The sequence below is a fragment of the Streptomyces sp. NPDC026377 genome (assembly GCF_055567715.1).
The window spans coordinates 629,466-644,374 of sequence record NZ_JBVHPV010000002.1 but is presented as its reverse complement, the minus strand read 5'-3'; the positions used below and the strand labels follow the sequence as shown (position 1 = coordinate 644,374).

General features: G+C 66.7%; 17 protein-coding genes and 2 pseudogenes. 16 read left to right on the top strand and 3 right to left on the bottom strand.

Annotated elements, in window-relative coordinates; genetic code table 11:
• Positions 1–22 precede the first annotated feature (22 nt).
• The 15 genes and pseudogenes from ACZ4MU_RS07170 (at position 23) to ACZ4MU_RS07100 (ending at position 8,769) form a co-directional block, all read left to right on the top strand.
• Entirely contained in the window at positions 23–313 is a 291-nt protein-coding gene (locus tag ACZ4MU_RS07170; RefSeq protein WP_467871998.1) for a hypothetical protein, read from the top strand.
• Entirely contained in the window at positions 310–1,086 is a 777-nt protein-coding gene (locus tag ACZ4MU_RS07165) for a RecB family exonuclease (RefSeq protein WP_467871995.1), read from the top strand. The genes ACZ4MU_RS07170 and ACZ4MU_RS07165 overlap by 4 nt, the downstream gene beginning before the upstream one ends.
• Positions 1,087–1,170: 84 nt before the next feature.
• Complete coding sequence (locus tag ACZ4MU_RS07160) at positions 1,171–1,965, top strand: AAA family ATPase (RefSeq protein WP_467872270.1); 795 nt, start codon at positions 1,171–1,173, stop codon at positions 1,963–1,965.
• 115 nt (positions 1,966–2,080) lie between these two features.
• Positions 2,081–2,383, top strand: coding sequence for a hypothetical protein (locus ACZ4MU_RS07155; protein ID WP_467871992.1), 303 nt, complete (start codon positions 2,081–2,083; stop codon positions 2,381–2,383).
• Entirely contained in the window at positions 2,380–2,802 is a 423-nt protein-coding gene (locus ACZ4MU_RS07150; protein WP_467871989.1) for an endonuclease domain-containing protein, read from the top strand. Before ACZ4MU_RS07155 ends, ACZ4MU_RS07150 begins: the two co-directional genes overlap by 4 nt.
• A 12-nt stretch (positions 2,803–2,814) precedes the next feature.
• Positions 2,815–3,138: pseudogene (locus ACZ4MU_RS07145) on the top strand (CHC2 zinc finger domain-containing protein); the annotation flags it as partial.
• A 34-nt stretch (positions 3,139–3,172) separates the two neighbouring features.
• The gene (locus tag ACZ4MU_RS07140) at positions 3,173–3,859 is read left to right on the top strand and encodes a toprim domain-containing protein (RefSeq protein ID WP_467872281.1); all 687 of its coding nucleotides are present in this window, start codon (positions 3,173–3,175) and stop codon (positions 3,857–3,859) included.
• Positions 3,859–4,377, top strand: a complete 519-nt coding sequence (locus tag ACZ4MU_RS07135; protein ID WP_467871986.1) for a DUF3310 domain-containing protein — start codon at positions 3,859–3,861, stop codon at positions 4,375–4,377. The genes ACZ4MU_RS07140 and ACZ4MU_RS07135 overlap by 1 nt, the downstream gene beginning before the upstream one ends.
• Entirely contained in the window at positions 4,374–5,195 is an 822-nt protein-coding gene (locus ACZ4MU_RS07130) for a metallophosphoesterase (protein ID WP_467871984.1), read from the top strand. Before ACZ4MU_RS07135 ends, ACZ4MU_RS07130 begins: the two co-directional genes overlap by 4 nt.
• On the top strand, positions 5,188–5,757 hold the full coding sequence (locus ACZ4MU_RS07125; protein WP_467871982.1) for a hypothetical protein: 570 nt from the start codon (positions 5,188–5,190) through the stop codon (positions 5,755–5,757). Before ACZ4MU_RS07130 ends, ACZ4MU_RS07125 begins: the two co-directional genes overlap by 8 nt.
• Positions 5,754–5,975, top strand: a complete 222-nt coding sequence (locus tag ACZ4MU_RS07120; RefSeq protein WP_467871979.1) for a hypothetical protein — start codon at positions 5,754–5,756, stop codon at positions 5,973–5,975. Before ACZ4MU_RS07125 ends, ACZ4MU_RS07120 begins: the two co-directional genes overlap by 4 nt.
• Positions 5,965–6,480, top strand: coding sequence for a hypothetical protein (locus tag ACZ4MU_RS07115; protein WP_467871977.1), 516 nt, complete (start codon positions 5,965–5,967; stop codon positions 6,478–6,480). Before ACZ4MU_RS07120 ends, ACZ4MU_RS07115 begins: the two co-directional genes overlap by 11 nt.
• A gap of 125 nt (positions 6,481–6,605) precedes the next feature.
• On the top strand, positions 6,606–8,360 hold the full coding sequence (locus ACZ4MU_RS07110) for a DNA polymerase (protein WP_467871974.1): 1,755 nt from the start codon (positions 6,606–6,608) through the stop codon (positions 8,358–8,360).
• A gap of 8 nt (positions 8,361–8,368) precedes the next feature.
• On the top strand, positions 8,369–8,614 hold the full coding sequence (locus ACZ4MU_RS07105) for a hypothetical protein (RefSeq protein ID WP_467871972.1): 246 nt from the start codon (positions 8,369–8,371) through the stop codon (positions 8,612–8,614).
• Positions 8,611–8,769 (top strand): hypothetical protein, encoded by a 159-nt coding sequence (locus ACZ4MU_RS07100; protein WP_467871969.1) that lies wholly within the window; start codon positions 8,611–8,613, stop codon positions 8,767–8,769. The genes ACZ4MU_RS07105 and ACZ4MU_RS07100 overlap by 4 nt, the downstream gene beginning before the upstream one ends.
• Here ACZ4MU_RS07100 and ACZ4MU_RS07095 read toward each other — a convergent pair.
• Positions 8,766–10,412: a recombinase family protein gene (locus ACZ4MU_RS07095; RefSeq protein WP_467871966.1), complete on the bottom strand. Its 1,647-nt coding sequence runs from the start codon at positions 10,410–10,412 to the stop codon at positions 8,766–8,768. The two genes, ACZ4MU_RS07100 and ACZ4MU_RS07095, sit on opposite strands and share 4 nt — an antisense overlap.
• A 161-nt stretch (positions 10,413–10,573) precedes the next feature.
• Here ACZ4MU_RS07095 and ACZ4MU_RS07090 point away from each other — a divergent pair.
• Positions 10,574–12,594, top strand: a pseudogene (locus ACZ4MU_RS07090) (thioredoxin domain-containing protein).
• Positions 12,595–12,668: 74 nt separating this feature from the next.
• On the opposite strand, the gene ACZ4MU_RS07085 reads toward ACZ4MU_RS07090, so the two are convergent.
• Entirely contained in the window at positions 12,669–13,307 is a 639-nt protein-coding gene (locus tag ACZ4MU_RS07085) for a TetR/AcrR family transcriptional regulator (protein ID WP_467871963.1), read from the bottom strand.
• A gap of 10 nt (positions 13,308–13,317) precedes the next feature.
• Positions 13,318–14,889 (bottom strand): MFS transporter, encoded by a 1,572-nt coding sequence (locus ACZ4MU_RS07080; RefSeq protein ID WP_467871961.1) that lies wholly within the window; start codon positions 14,887–14,889, stop codon positions 13,318–13,320.
• Between the last annotated feature and the right edge of the window lie 20 nt (positions 14,890–14,909).

Below are 14,909 nucleotides of genomic sequence, written 5' to 3'. Positions count from 1 at the left end.
CATCCAGAGACTCGTAGACGCTGTGGACCGGGCGCCCATCAACAAGGCACCGATCAATCTCCTCGTCAGCGTGGGCGTCATGATCTGCAAGATTGTGACGCCCGCGCCAGGGACGCCCTACTTCCACCTCGTGGTCAGTGACATGGCAACCGCCGACTGCGAGCAGGACGTTGAGCGAACCTTTCGCGAAGAAGGGTTGCCAGGTTGGCGCTACTCGGTGATCGAGAGCCTCCACATGGCCCGCCCGAACTTCCACTTCCCCGGCAGCACCGAGTCCACCCTGTATGTCATCCACCCGGAGGTCACCCTGTGAGTATTGAGACTCAGCCTCGCTCCGTCTCCCAGACCGAGCAGTACGAGAAGTGCGCTCACCGCTTCTATCTTCAGCGGGTCGAGCGGATCGTTCCGCGGCCTGCCGCCTGGAGTCACCACGGGACGGCATTCCATGCCGCCGCCGAAAAGGTCGAGCTGTCTGGACGAACCATGACGGCGGACGAGGCCGTGACCTTGTTCTCCGAGCGGTACAGCGCATTGGTGAACAAAGACCTGGACAAAGAGCCGAACACCGATCTGTGGCTGTCGGCCACTGGCACCGGGGGAGAGGACATCGAGCGGCGGTACGCGTTGGGCCAGCAGCAGACACGACGCTACGTGGAGTGGGCTGCCGAGAACCCCACGGAGACCTATCGCACCCCTGACGGCACACCTGGCGTGGAGCTGTACTTCTTGGTGGAACTGGGCGGCGTACGAGTCCGGGGCTTCATCGACCAGCTTGTGCAGGACGCAGACGGCACGGTGCGCCCGAGGGACTGGAAGACCGGCTCCATGAAGAGCAAGTTCCAGCTTGAGACCTACGGCGTCGCTGTACGCAAGGTCTACGGCGTGGACGTCAACAAGGCGGACTGGTACCTGGCGAAGACCGGCCGTTTGTCGAGGCCCGTTGCGCTGGACAAGGTCACGGAGGCGGCCGTTGGTGAGCGATACGCAGCCATGGACGCTGGCGTGAAGCGGGGGGATTTTCCCGCCAACCCCGGCTTCTCCTGCCGCTTCTGTGACGTAGCGCACGCCTGTTCATTTAAGAAATAAGTTGATGCGCGAGGCGAACTCGCCTAATGTTGGAGACAGAAGGAAAGAGGGGTTCGGGTGTATTCACTGAGTCAGTCCGTGCGCATGAAGGGTGCAGCCGGTGAGCCAATCAGGTCTCCTTTCAAGGGGCTGACCGAACTCGGAGCAGACTTCCGCAGGGGGGAGTTGTCGGTTGTCGCTGCCGCTGGCGGAACGGGAAAGTCCGTAGCTGCCCTCAATCTGGCTGTTCGAAGCAACGTGCCGACGCTGTACTTCTCGGCGGACTCGACGGCTGCAACGCAGCTCTCCAGGGCTACGGCCATCCTGACAGGCGATGACGCCAAGGGCATCAAGGCCAAATTGCATGCTGATGACTTCGAGGAGTACAACAAGGTGCTTGCGGGGCGCTGGTGGCAGCGATTCAACTACTCCGCAAGGCCCACGCCAGCCGAGATAGAACTCCACCTTGAGGCGTACTGTGAGGTCTTTAACATCTACCCGCACCTCGTCGTCGTCGATAACATCACCAATATCGATGCGGGCGGCACATCGAACGCCGACGAGTTCACCTTCTCTTTGGAAGGTCTCTGCGACTACCTCAACGAACTCGCCCGCGAAACGCACGCGCACGTCATGGCGATGCACCACGTCATCGGCGACTACGCGGACGGCCTCAAGCCGATCCCGCAGTCTGGCCTCAAAGGGAAAATCAGCAGAGTGCCAGCCCTCATTCTGACCATTCACAAGGAGATCGACGGCATGGACGGCCGCACCTTGCACATCAGCCCCGTCAAGAACCGTGAAGGCTTCGAAGACAGCAGCGGTGAGACGTATGCCTCCTTCAGCTTCAACACGAGCAATATGCGGCTGGAGGACGCTGCGGTCAGTGCAGCCTTCTGAAGCAGCACCATAAAGTTGATGTGCGATGTTCGCGCATCAGGTTCCACGTGAAAGGGAAGCAGTGATCACCACCAGCCGCCAGCATGGCCGGCCCGTCAAGGGCTTCAGTATCTCGATGGACCTGGCCAGCAACCTCGCCGAGCGCTTCCCCCTTGACGCAGACGAGCGCGCCAAGCTCACCGAGCCGGTGGCCCTGCTGGTCGAACTCGGCGACACGGTCACCATCGGCAGCGTGCGCCAGCTCGCCCACGAACTCCGCGGCCGAGGACAGTTGCAGGTCGTCGTCACCCGACGCGGCCGAGGCGGGCGCCAACTCGTCAAGGTCATGGCCGCCGACACGCTGTGCGCCTACGTGACAGATTGCGACCAGGTCGGACGGCTCATGCGCCTTGAGCGCTCGCTCCGGAAGGCAGCGTGACGAGCCCCCGCAAGGGCTTCCGACGCTGCGCACGTTGCGAAAAAAACCGGGCCGAGAGGTTCTTCACACCGCGCGGCAGAATCTGCGGTACGTGCAAGAGGGCTGCGCGGAGCACCGCCAGTCATGAGGCCCGTGTTCGCTCCATGTACGGCCTGGGGCCCGGAGAGTACGACCTCCTGTTCCGCCTTCAGGGCGGCTGCTGCGCCATCTGCGGTGGAACCCGCAGGCAGCGCCTCTCTGTCGACCACTGTCACAAAACCCAACTCGTTCGAGGACTGCTGTGCCGTATGTGTAACGGCCGGCTCCTGACCGCAGCCAGAGATCGGCCAGCCGTGCTTCGGGCGGCGGCCCAGTACCTCGATGACCCGCCCGCACTCCGCCTCATAGGCCGGCGCTTCTACCAAGGCAAGGACAAGTGACATCGAAGAGCCATGGCAAGCCCATCGCCACGTACCGCGAGTGGCGCGGCAACAGAGCCTTCATGGAGGCGGCCTATCGCAAGCACGAATTCCCAGTCCATACCCAAAAAGTTGAATCGCGAGGCGCGGGTGAGCAAGCAGAAGGCCGCTAGGCCGCCCATCACCACGGTCCTTGCCCATTATTTCCCGGAGTGGCAGCCCCCGCAGCGCCCACGAACATCGGGCGCTTGGAGTAGGTGTCTATGTCCCTTCCATGCCGAGCGGACCCCCTCCGCGAGCATCAACTACGCCAAGAACAAGGTCCATTGCTTCGCCTGTGACCTCTCCTTGGACTCGATCGACATCATCATGCGACAGGAGAAGGCGGGGTTTGTCGAAGCTGCACGACTCGCAGAAAGCCGATTTGGTCGCGGCGGCCAAGCGCTACACGACCAACTACCAGGGCAGCCCGGCGGAGCGGTACATGGCGCACCGCGGCCTCGGCAACGTAGCGAAGCTCCGCCTCGGCTACGTTTCGGAGCCAGCCGTAGGGCATGAACTTCACCGTGGTCGCCTGGCGATCCCGTACTGGCGGCCCGCCGGGGGTATCCACGCGGTGGCAACAATCCGCTTCCGCTGTATTGCTGATGCGTGCGTGAGGGCACCGGACGGCTCATATCTGCCACCGCATCTGGAGAAGCACGATGGCCACGGCAAATACATGGGGCTGCCCGGCCATCCGCCTCACCTCTTCAACACGGCGGCCCTACTCACCAGCAAGTCATACATCGCGTTGAACGAAGGGGAGTTGGACGGCGCTGCGGTCGAAGGCGCCGACGTACCCGCCGTGGGCACCCCGGGTGTGTCGAGCTGGCGGGACCACTTCGACCCGGCCTTCGCGGGCTTCGAAATCGTCTTCGTTCTTGGTGACGGAGACGACGCCGGCCGCCGCTTCTCCGCCAAGGTCTGCGAGCGCTTGCCCAACGCCAAGGCCGTTGACCTGGGCGACGGTTACGACGCAGCCAGATTCATTCACGAGTTCGGTCCCGCAGAGTTCCGAGAAAGGCTGGGCCTCTGATGGCGCGATTCAACGTCGGTGACGAAGTGATCATTGCCGCCGTGTCCGGACAGGCGGCGAGCTGGCTCTACGAGGACAAGCGCGGTGTCGTTCAAGCCGTCCACGAGGGTCAGCCGTACCCGAACGACGTGCAGCTCCGCAACGGCGGCGCGCTCTGCTTCACAGACGACGAACTGATGCCCGTCGCAGAGGCCAACCCCGGGCGGCGCCTCCTGAACGAGACAAAGGGCCTGGCCCTCGGCATCGACACCTACAAAGCACAGGAAGTGATGAAGGCCGCCTTGACCACCCCAAGCGCCACCCCCACAGACCGGCTCGCCATCGAGCACCCACCTCACTACACCAGCCACCCCAGCGGAATCGAGTGCATCGAGATCACCAAGCACCTCAACTTCCCTCTCGGGAACGCGATCAAGTACCTGTGGCGAGCAGACCTGAAGGGCAGTGCCATCGAGGACCTGGAGAAGGCCAAGACCTACATCGACATCGAGATTCAGCGCCGAGGGGAGGCCGCGTGAGCGTGAAGGAAATCGCGGTCGTCTCGGACGTGCAGTACCCGTTGCACGACGCACGAGCGGTGCGGAACCTGTGGGGCTACATCGGAGGGCAGCAGCCCGCCGAGGTACTGATCATCGGCGACTTCATGAACTTCGCGGCCCCGAGCCGCTGGTCCAAGGGCACCCGAGCTGAATTCGAGAATGACGTCTTCCGGGAGTCTGAAGGTGGCAAGGCCCTCCTGGCTGAGCTGCGCGAGGTCTACGGCGGACCGATCAAGTTCGTCATCGGAAACCACGACTCACGCCCCCGTGACTACCTGCTCAAGTACGCGCCGGCCCTCGCCGCCAGCCGAGCCTTCGACATCGACGTGCTCCTGGGCTTTGACGAGCTGGACATCGAAGTCCTGCCAGCCTTCACGGAAGTCGCGCCCGGATGGGTCGCCATGCACGGCCACGAGCTACGGGGACTGAACCAGATCCCGGGCAGGACGGCGGCTTCGAAGGTGAAGAAGCTGGACCGGTCCGTCGTCATGGGGCACACCCACAAGAACGCGGTCTCACCCGAGACCGTGGGCGTTGGACGGCACCGGCGCACCCTCTTCGGCTTCGAGGTCGGGCACCTCATGGACGAGTCCAAGGCCGAGTACCTGTCTCAAGGCGTGGCCAACTGGCAGAAGGGATGGGGGCGGCTGCTCGTCGGTAAGTACTCCGCGGTGCCCGTACCCGTGTACGTAGAGCGCGATGGCTCGTTCGTGGTGGACGGCATCCGCTACGGGGCCATCCAGCGCAACCACCAGGGCCGCTTCGTCAGCCCCGCGAAGGGAGCGAAGGTTGCCTGAACCGGTCGTCCTTGACTGGGCCTACCTCTCGGCCCTGGCGGAGCGAGTGGCCCACAACATCGCGAGCAAGTGGAGCATCGTCGAACAGGACGACGTGAAGCAGGAGATTCTTCTCCACGCCTACGAACACCGGCCAACCATCGAAGCCCACTACGGCAACGAAGACTTCCTCTGGAAGATCTTCCAGAAGGCCGGCACCCAGTACGCCAGCAAGGAGCGCAACTACCGCGACCTCCTGGACGACGCCTACTACTACACCCCTGACGAGGCCAAGGCCGCGTTGAGGACGTTCCTCTACACCGACGACGAACTGAGCCACATGGTCGGCAAGAAGGACGACCTTCTACAGGCCCGTGTCACCGACAACGTCGTCTCGGCGCGTATCGACGCTGCGGCATCCATGAAGAAGCTGCCTGAGCGGTACCAGCAGCTCCTCATGCGGCGTCACGTCTACGGTCTCCCCGTCCCCGACCAGGCCGACCGCCAAGCTCTCACACGAGCCGCAGTCGCCCTCGCCCAGCAGATGAACCGCACCCTGCGCACCCGGAGGAACGCCGCGTGATCGAGACGACGAAAACGTACAGGCGCGACCTCGCCGCCGGGGCGTTCGTTCGGCTGGAGGTCACCTACGACGACGCGGCCGGCACACCCACCTACATCGGCTATCGGGACGCTGACGGCGACCTCACCGAACTCAATCTCCATCCGCTCGACCTCACCAGGCTGCTGGACATGCTCACCCATGCCCCAGCCGCGAAGGGAACCCGCCTTGACGTATGACGACCCGTTCGCCGACAAGTCCCCCTGGGACGAACCCACCCCCACGGAAACCGACAACCCTAAGGAGAAGCCCATGACCGCTCCCGCCCCCACCACGCCCGCACCCTTCAAGATCGGCCTCACGGTCAAGGCAGGCCCGGACTATGGCGCCGAGTGGCTGACCCCGGCCGTCTACGGCCACACCGCCGTCGAGACGGCGACCCGCGGCGTTGAGCTGCTGACCGCCATGAAGGAGAAGGGACTGATCGAGTACAACGCCAAGTTCGCCCAGTACACCCGCGAGCAGTACAAGGGCGGGGCCGGCGCCGCACCCAAGCGGTTCGAGAACGGCAAGGTCGTCGCCTCCAACACGAACAGCAGCGACTACACCTGTGACCACGGTCAGAGGAATTTCAAGGACGGCGGAAGCTGGGCCGCTTACTTCTGTGGCGGCCGGGGCCTCGACAAGTCCGAGCAGTGCCCGCCGCTCTGGCGGCAGAAGGACGGGTCCTTCCGGGCGAAGTAATGAATTAACTCTACCCATAAAGTTGATGTGCGAGGGGGCCGGTCGATCGGCCGGCCCCTTGGGCAAGGAGGACTCACATCCGGGTTATTGACTACCCGATCAAGGGCCAGCCGGTCCGCATCCACGTGGTCGAGACCGAAGACGACCTTCTCGACTTCCAATCGTTCGTGCTGGCTCACCAGCGACTCCTGGCCCACGACAGCGAGACCACGGGCCTGGACTGGTGGAACGCCAGCCTCGGTACTTTCCGGGCCCGTCTTTGGCAGTTCGGCAACGACCAGGAGGCGTTCGTTGTCCCGGTCGAGAAGGGCCGAGCGTTCAAGGACGCGGCGAGGTGGGCGCTCAGGACGGCGCACCGGCTCATCGCCCACAACGGCACCTATGACCTGCACGTGGCGCAGCAGTGCCTCGGCATCCCCATGGAGGAACTGGCCCCCAAGAGCTGGGACACCAAGCTGTTCGCCCACCTCGTCGACCCGAGGGCAGTCAAGGAGAACGGGCCCGGCCTCAAGCTCGAAGAGCTGACTCGGCACTACATATGCGAGGACATCGCCGCCGAGGTGAAGGGCTCCATGGCCGTCATCGCCAAGGAGCTGAAGGTCAAAAAGGACGAGGTGTGGCCGATCGTCCCTATCGACCACCACGGATTTTTGCTCTACGCCGGTATGGACCCGATCCTCGCGTTCCGCCTGTACAAGATCCTCAAGTCCAAGGTCCCGGTGCGCAGTTGGAAGCGGGGCCTCGTCTCCTGGGAACACCGGCTCGCGCACATCACCGCGAAGATCGAGCGGACCGGGTACCTCCTCGACCGGCAGTACGCGCAGGCGAAGTCTGAGGAACTGCGCGAGCAGCAGCGCAAGTGGGAGGAGGTCGCCCGCCACGAGGGCGTTGACAACGTCAACGCCAACGCGCAGATCATCGCCGCGCTCCAGCAGCGGGGCATCGCGCTCACGAAGAAGACCAAGAAGGGAAACATATGCGTCGATGACGAGGTGCTGTCTTCGATCGGTATACCGCTGACCGAGGCCATCATCCAGGCCAAGAAGGCGAAGAAGTGGAAGGCCACCTGGTTCGACCGGGCGCTTGCGAGCCAGGACGCCGAAGGCCGGGTCCGGGCAAGCATCAACTCCTGTCAGGCCCGCACGGCTCGCATGACCATCTCAGGTGCGATAGCAGCCCAGACACTCCCGGCTGGCGACTCGTACGTTCGGCACTGCTTCCTCGCGGAACCCGGTCACGTGACCGTGTCTTCCGACTACGGGAACATGGAACTGCGCGTGCTCGCCGCTTTCAGCGGCGACCCGACGATGATCGATGCGTTCCAGCGCGGCCTTGACCTCCATCAGATAACTGCTGATGCCGCAGGTGTTGCTCGTAAGGCGGGCAAAGGCACCAATTTCACGGTGTGCTTCGGCGGGGGCTGGAGGGCCATCGTTGAGCAGTACGGCGTATCGGAGGTCGAAGCCAAGAAGGCCGTCAAGGCGTTCTGGGAGACCTATCCCGGCGTTAAACGCTTCGCTGACCGCCTCCAGCGCGAGGCCCGTCGCACCGGCTACATCTACACCGGCACCGGCCGGCGCATCCCCGTCGACCGTGACCGCATCTACGCCGCCTTGAACTACTTCATCCAGTCCACCAGCCGTGACATCACGGCTCGCGCCCTGATCGAACTCGACCGCCACGGCTACACCGATCTCGTTCGCCTCCCGATCCATGACGAGCTGGTCTTCAGCTTCCCCAAGGAACGGGCGGCGGAGTTGGCCGAGAAGACGGCCCGGATCATGGAAATGACGGTCAAGGGCCTCCTCATCCCCGTTGACGCCGAGATCGGCGAGCGGAGCTGGGGCAGTGTCCTCGACCTCGAAGCAAGCAAGCATTAAGGAATGAATTGACCAACGCTGATGGGTTTGACGAGCTGATCTCCGGCATCGAGACGGAGATGAACCAGGCCCTGATCGAGAAGCGCGGGACCGCCGTGGTCACCCTGGCCCGAATCGCCGGTGTCGTCTACACGGAGGCGGTTGCGGCTGGCGTCCCCCACATCCTGGCCCAGGAGATGGCCACCGACTACTGGGCCAAGGAGATGCACCCGGGCATTGGCGTCGTCAGCGACGACATGGAGGGCGAGGAGTGAGCACGCTGAAAGAGGCCCTGGTGGCGGAGACCGTTGACAGTGCGATCGATAGGTGGGTGAAAAGCCAACTTGCCGCCTCCCCGGACTGGGGAGACGACAAGTGGGAAGCTCTGGGGAAGATACTCGATGTTGAGTTCACTCCCCAGGCCCGTTAAGACTTCCAGACAGGGGTGAGCCGTTTCGGGTCGGGCGCCTTGTTGCCCTTCACCCCCGGGACTACGCGGATCGCGGCGAATACCTCGAACAGGACCTTACGCTTCTGTTCGAGATCGTATTCGCCGCTCTTCCATTTCCTCATGATGTCGCTCGGAGACTCCGACCCTTGTCGGGCCTCCGTCTCGAAGCGTGCCCGCTCACGTCGCAACTTCTTAACCTCGGTCTCCAGCTTCGGAGCCAGGCGATAGAACATCTCGTCGCTGATCTCGTCAGACTCCCACTGGCGTTCCAGGTTGACCAGCTTGTCAGCCTTCTGTTTGAGCTGGGCTTCCAGCGGCCATACCACCTCGGGCGCCTTGTACGTCGCCCGTGCCTGTGTCAGCTTGGCCATCAGAAGTCGCTCGATCTGGTTATCCACCATCGGGCCAGCAATCGCGTTCTTCGAGCATGTGTGGCAGGTGTAGACGTACGGACTCCGCTTCGATTTTGCTGGCTGGCCGCCCATCGGTGCGTTGCAGGTACGTTCCTTCGCCCTGCCGTTCACCTCTTCCTCCAACACCTTCTGGCACCGAAGGAGGGTCGAGGCCAGGTACTTGACCGTCTTCGGGATGCCCGTGATGCGGGGAGTGCCCGACCCTCGTGCGAGGTACGTGCTTCCGTCCTTGAAGGTGGCACATACCGCGCGCCACTCCTCCGGGCTCACGATCGTCTCCCAGATGCCCACGATCGGCGCGCCGTTGTCGTCCAAGACCAGGTCGCCCCGGTTGGCGCGGTACCCGCAGACCCGGGGCGCCGTCATCATCTGGGTTAGTGACTGGGGCCCGATCTCGCCACCGCGGGTTCCCGTGAGGTTCCGCCTCTTGGCCTCGGCGCAGAGGGTCTTCACGGCCTTGCCCTTGATCCGCTCACGAATCGCCCACGCGAGGTAGTCAGCCTCGGCCGGCCGCAGGTGGATCTTGTCGTCTTCCCAGCCGAACGGCCTCGGCCCACTGTGGGGGAGGCCGTCAAGGATGCGGTCCTGGTGCCAGTCGCGGATGCGGCGCTTCTTCTTCAGCGACTCGGCCTTGTTGACCACCGCCATGACGCCCGTCTTGATGATCTCACTCTCCTCAGTGAGATCCATGGGCCCTGACGGCGTGTAGAAGCGACGTGCCGGGTCGAGCGTGAGGGCGTCCACGAAGTCTTCCCAGTCCCGGTTCGTGCGCTGCACGCGGTCCTGGTCAACGCAGATCACGCCATCGACCCGGTACCCCTCCGGCGTGTACCCGCGACGAAGGTCCCGGAGCGTCGCCAAGAAGTCGGGGCGGACCACATCACGCTTCGAGGCGGAGAGATCGTTGTCGGTGTAGCGGTGGACGATGATCGCCCCATGGCGGGCGGCGTTCTTGTCGTTTCGGCGGTGCTGGTTCGCAACGCCCTTCCCTGCCGCCCACGAGGAGGTGGCTGCCTTCTTCTTGTTGTGCTTGCGCCAGTCGTCTGAGATGCGCGAGTAGGCGATGAGGAAGGGGGTGTCGGGGTGGAGCCTGCTCAACTCTTCAGGGGGCGCCAGTCCGGCAGGCGTGCCCCTCAGCTCAAGATCATCTGGGCCTGTGTCCTCGGGCGCCGCAGCGGCGCCGAAGGTTCCCCCTCTGGCTGTGTTCAACGTGCACCTTCTTGGTCTTGCGTCCCGGGCGTCCGGGAGGGGTAGATTGGGCGCGTCACCTCGCGCATCAACTTCTACACTACATCGCACATCAACTTTTTGGGCACTCTGGTATCCGTGTTTGGGTTGGGCGTGGGGCTGGCGCGTGGGAGAGTGGCTGCATGAACAGACTGGCCAACTCCCAGTCGCCCTACCTACTCCAGCACGCCTCGAATCCAGTGGATTGGTGGCCATGGGGAGAGGAGGCGATGAGGGAAGCTAAGAGGCGGGACGTGCCCATTCTGTTGAGTGTGGGTTATTCGTCCTGTCACTTATGCTTCTGATAATTTACTGGTGCCATGTGATGGCGCACGAGTCGTTCGAGGACGAGCCCACCGCCGCGTACCTCAACGAGCACTTCGTCAACGTCAAGGTCGACCGCGAGGAGCGCCCGGACGTCGACGCCGTCTACATGGAGGCGGTGCAGGCGGCGACCGGCCGGGGCGGCTGGCCGATGACCGTCTTCCTCACCGCCGAGGCCGAGCCGTTCTACTTCGGCACCTACTTCCCGCCCGAGCCGCGCCACGGCATGCCCTCCTTCCGACAGGTCCTGGAGGGGGTGCGGGCCGCGTGGACGGACCGGCGCGAGGAGGTGGACGAGGTCGCCGCGAAGGTCGTACGGGACCTGTCCGAGCGCGAGCTGGTGTACGGCGGGGGCGCCGGGGTGCCGGGCGAGGAGGAGCTGGCGGGCGCGCTGCTCGGGCTGACCCGGGACTACGACGAGCGGCACGGCGGCTTCGGCGGCGCGCCCAAGTTCCCGCCGTCGATGACGCTGGAGTTCCTGCTGCGCCACCACGCCCGCACCGGCGCCGAGGGCGCGCTGGAGATGGCCGCCGACACCTGTGAGCGGATGGCGCGCGGCGGCATCTACGACCAGCTGGGCGGCGGCTTCGCCCGTTACTCGGTCGACCGCGAGTGGGTGGTGCCCCACTTCGAGAAGATGCTCTACGACAACGCGCTGCTGTGCCGGGTCTACGCCCACCTGTGGCGGGCCACCGGCTCGGAGCTGGCGCGCCGGGTGGCCCTGGAGACGGCCGACTTCATGGTGCGCGAGCTGCGCACCGCCGAGGGCGGCTACGCCTCGGCCCTGGACGCCGACAGCGACGACGGCAGCGGCCGGCACGTCGAGGGCGCGTTCTACGTGTGGACGCCCGCGCAGCTCGCCGAGGTGCTGGGGGAGAAGGACGGCGAGGCGGCGGCCCGGCACTACGGGGTCACCGAGGAGGGCACCTTCGAGGAGGGCGCCTCCGTCCTCCAACTCCCCTCCGGCGGCGGACCGGTGGCGGCGGAGGTACGGGAGCGGCTCTTCGCGGCGCGCGAGCTGCGGCCGCGTCCGGGCCGGGACGACAAGGTCGTGGCCGCCTGGAACGGTCTGGCGATCGCCGCGCTGGCGGAGACCGGCGCGTACTTCGACCGGCCCGACCTGATCGAGCGGGCGACCGAGGCGGCGGACCTGCTGGTGCGCGTCCACATGGACGACCGGGCGCGGCTGTCGCGTACCTCCAAGGACGGCCGGGCCGGCTCCAACGACGGGGTCCTGGAGGACTACGCGGACGTGGCCGAGGGCTTCCTGGCGCTCGCGGGGGTGACGGGGGAGGGGGCCTGGCTGGAGTTCGCCGGGTTCCTGCTCGACATCGTCCTGGACCGGTTCACCGGCGGGGGCGGGGTGCTCTACGACACCGCGCACGACGCCGAGCGGCTGATCCGGCGCCCGCAGGACCCCACGGACAGCGCGACCCCGTCGGGCTGGACGGCGGCGGCGGGCGCGCTGCTCTCGTACGCCGCGCACACCGGCTCCACCCCGCACCGGGCCGCGGCCGAGGCCGCGCTCGGCGTGGTGAAGGCGCTGGGGCCGCGCGCCCCGAGGTTCATCGGCTGGGGCCTGGCGACCGCCGAGGCGCTGCTCGACGGGCCCCGCGAGGTGGCCGTGGTGGGCGAGCCCGGGAGCGAGCTGCACAGGGCGGCGCTGCTGGGCCGCGCGCCGGGCGCGGTGGTGGCGGTGGGCGCGCCGGGCGGCGCGGAGTTCCCGCTGCTGGTGGACCGGCCCCTGGTCGACGGGGGCCCGGCGGCGTACGTGTGCCGCCACTTCACCTGCGAGGCGCCGGTGACCACCGCGGACGCCTTGACCAGGGCGCTGTCCTGAGGACGCGCGGGGGCCCGGGCGCATCCCGGGCCCCCGCGCGTCCCCAGCCCCCCACATTCGGCGCGCGCGGGCGCTCAGCCCCGAAGCCCGTTGCCGAGGGTGTTGAGGGAGCGCTCCACCAGGTCCACCAGGTCGTCCTGGTGGTCGCGTTCGGCCCAGTACACGGTCGCCTCGAAGATGGCGCCCAGTACCGCCATCGAGAAGGCCCGCACCTCCAGGTCGTTCTCCGTGCGGCCGGTCCGTTCGGCCAGCACTCCGCACAGCAGCCGGCTGGTGAGCGCCAGCGACTGCATCAGCCGGGCCCGCAGCGCGGGGACCTGGACCAGCAGGGACGTGCGCTGGACCATCTCCTCGCGGTCGGACTCCAGGGCCAGCCGGGTCGCCCTGACGACGACGTGGCGCAGGGAGTCCAGCGGCGGCTCGTCCGCCGGGCGGCCCCGCAGATCGGCGACCATGACCGGGTCGTACTCGTCCGTGAGGACGATGTCCTCCTTGGTGGGGAAGTAGCGGAACACCGTGGAAGGCGAGACCTCGGCGGCCTCCGCGATCTGCTCGACGGTCGTCGCCTCGTACCCCTGCTCGGCGATCAGCCGGTAGGTGGCGCGCCGGATCGCGACGCGCGTCTTGAGCTTCTTGCGTTCGCGCAGCCCGAGCCGGGGCTGCAGCTCCTCGGCGACGGAGTCGAGGGAGCGGGTGCGGTGCGTTGCGGCCATGCCGGCATTCTCAGGCATCCCCCGCGTCCCCCGCGGCCCCGGCCCCCACCGGCGCCCCCGCCGCCTGCGCCGACCCCGGCGCGGCCGGGCGCGGCTTCTCGCGGCCCGGCAGCAGCGCCACCGCGAGCACCGCGGTGACCAGGGCCGCCGCCCCGCACACCAGCAGCACCGTGGACATGCCGTGGACGTACGCGGAGTCGGCCGAGGCGGCGAGCCGGGCGTCGCCCAGCCGCTCCGCGACCAGCCGCGCGGCCACCACCGAGTCGCCCGCCCGGTCCGCCAGCGGGCCCGGGAGCCCGGCCGTGTCGAGCCGGTCGGTGAACACCCCCGCGAGCAGCGAGCCCAGGAGCGCGATCCCGATCGCGCTGCCCACCTGGCGTACGGTCATCAGCAGCCCGGACCCGCTGCCCGCGCGGTCCGGCGGCAGGGTGGCGAGCGCCGCCGTCATCGCGGGGACCATGGCGAAGCCGAAGCCGAGACCGGTGAGCGTCAGCCACAGCGCGGTGAAGCCGTAGCCGCTCTCCACCGTGGTGCGGCTGCCGAGGAAGGCCGAGAGGGCGAGCACCACGAGGCCCGCGCCGATCGTGCCGCGCGCCCCGAACCGCCGCACCAGCGGCTCCCCGGCCTTGGCCGCGACCATCAGGCCGCCCATCAGCGGCAGCATCCGCAGCCCGGTGCCGAAGGCGTCGTTGCCGAGCACGGCCTGGAGGTACTGCGGCAGCACGAACATCAGCCCGGCGAGGATGAACATCACCAGCGTCGCCGCGAGCGTGTTGAGCAGGAACGGCCGGTGGCCGAGGAGCGCCATGTCGAGCATCGGACGCGGCACCCGCCGCTCCCGTACGGCCAGGGCGGCGAGCAGCACCGCGCCCGCGGCGAGCGTGCCCAGGACCAGGGCGTCGCCCCAGCCGCGGCCGGGCGCCTCGATGATCCCGTAGATGAGGGAGCCCAGGCCCGCGGCGGTGAGCGCGGTGGAGAGGGCGTCGACGCGCGGCGCGGCCGGGTCCCTGGTCTCGGGGAGCAGGAAGGCGCAGGCGGCGATGCCGATCGCGACCATCGGCACGTTGATGAGGAAGACCGAGCCCCACCAGAAGTGGTTGAGCAGGAAGCCGCCGATGATCGGACCGAGCGGCAGGCCGAGCGCGGAGGAGGCGGTGACGATGGAGACGGCCTTGGTGCGCTCCTCGGCGGGGAAGAGCGAGGGCAGCACGGCCAGGGCGAGCGGCATGACGAAGGCCGCGCCCACCCCCATGACCGCGCGGGCCGCGATGACCGCGCCGACACTGCTGGTCAGCGCACCGATGAGGGAGCCCGCGAGGAAGATCCCGAGGCCGGTGATCAGCATCCGGCGGCGGCCGAAGCGGTCGCCGAGCAGGCCCGCCGGGAGCATCAGGGCGGCGAAGACCACGACGTAGGCGTCGGCCGTCCACTGCTGCTGGCCGGTGGTGGCGCCGAGCTGCTCGGCCATGGTCGGCAGCGCGACGTTGAGGATCGTCATGTCGAAGCCGAGCACCAGCATGCTCGCGACCATCGCCCCCAGCGCCCACCAGCGCCGTGGATCGGGACCGGACACCTGTGTCATGGCATACCTCCGTGAGAGTT

What these genes read in the sequence shown, in the direction of transcription:
- ACZ4MU_RS07080 (WP_467871961.1), bottom strand. Translation starts at nt 14,889, where the DNA reads ATGACACAGGTGTCCGGTCCCGATCCACGGCGCTGGTGGGCGCTGGGG.
- ACZ4MU_RS07135 (WP_467871986.1), top strand. Translation starts at nt 3,859, where the DNA reads ATGGCGCGATTCAACGTCGGTGACGAAGTGATCATTGCCGCCGTGTCC.
- ACZ4MU_RS07160 (WP_467872270.1), top strand. Translation starts at nt 1,171, where the DNA reads ATGAAGGGTGCAGCCGGTGAGCCAATCAGGTCTCCTTTCAAGGGGCTG.
- ACZ4MU_RS07085 (WP_467871963.1), bottom strand. Translation starts at nt 13,307, where the DNA reads ATGGCCGCAACGCACCGCACCCGCTCCCTCGACTCCGTCGCCGAGGAG.
- ACZ4MU_RS07155 (WP_467871992.1), top strand. Translation starts at nt 2,081, where the DNA reads ATGGACCTGGCCAGCAACCTCGCCGAGCGCTTCCCCCTTGACGCAGAC.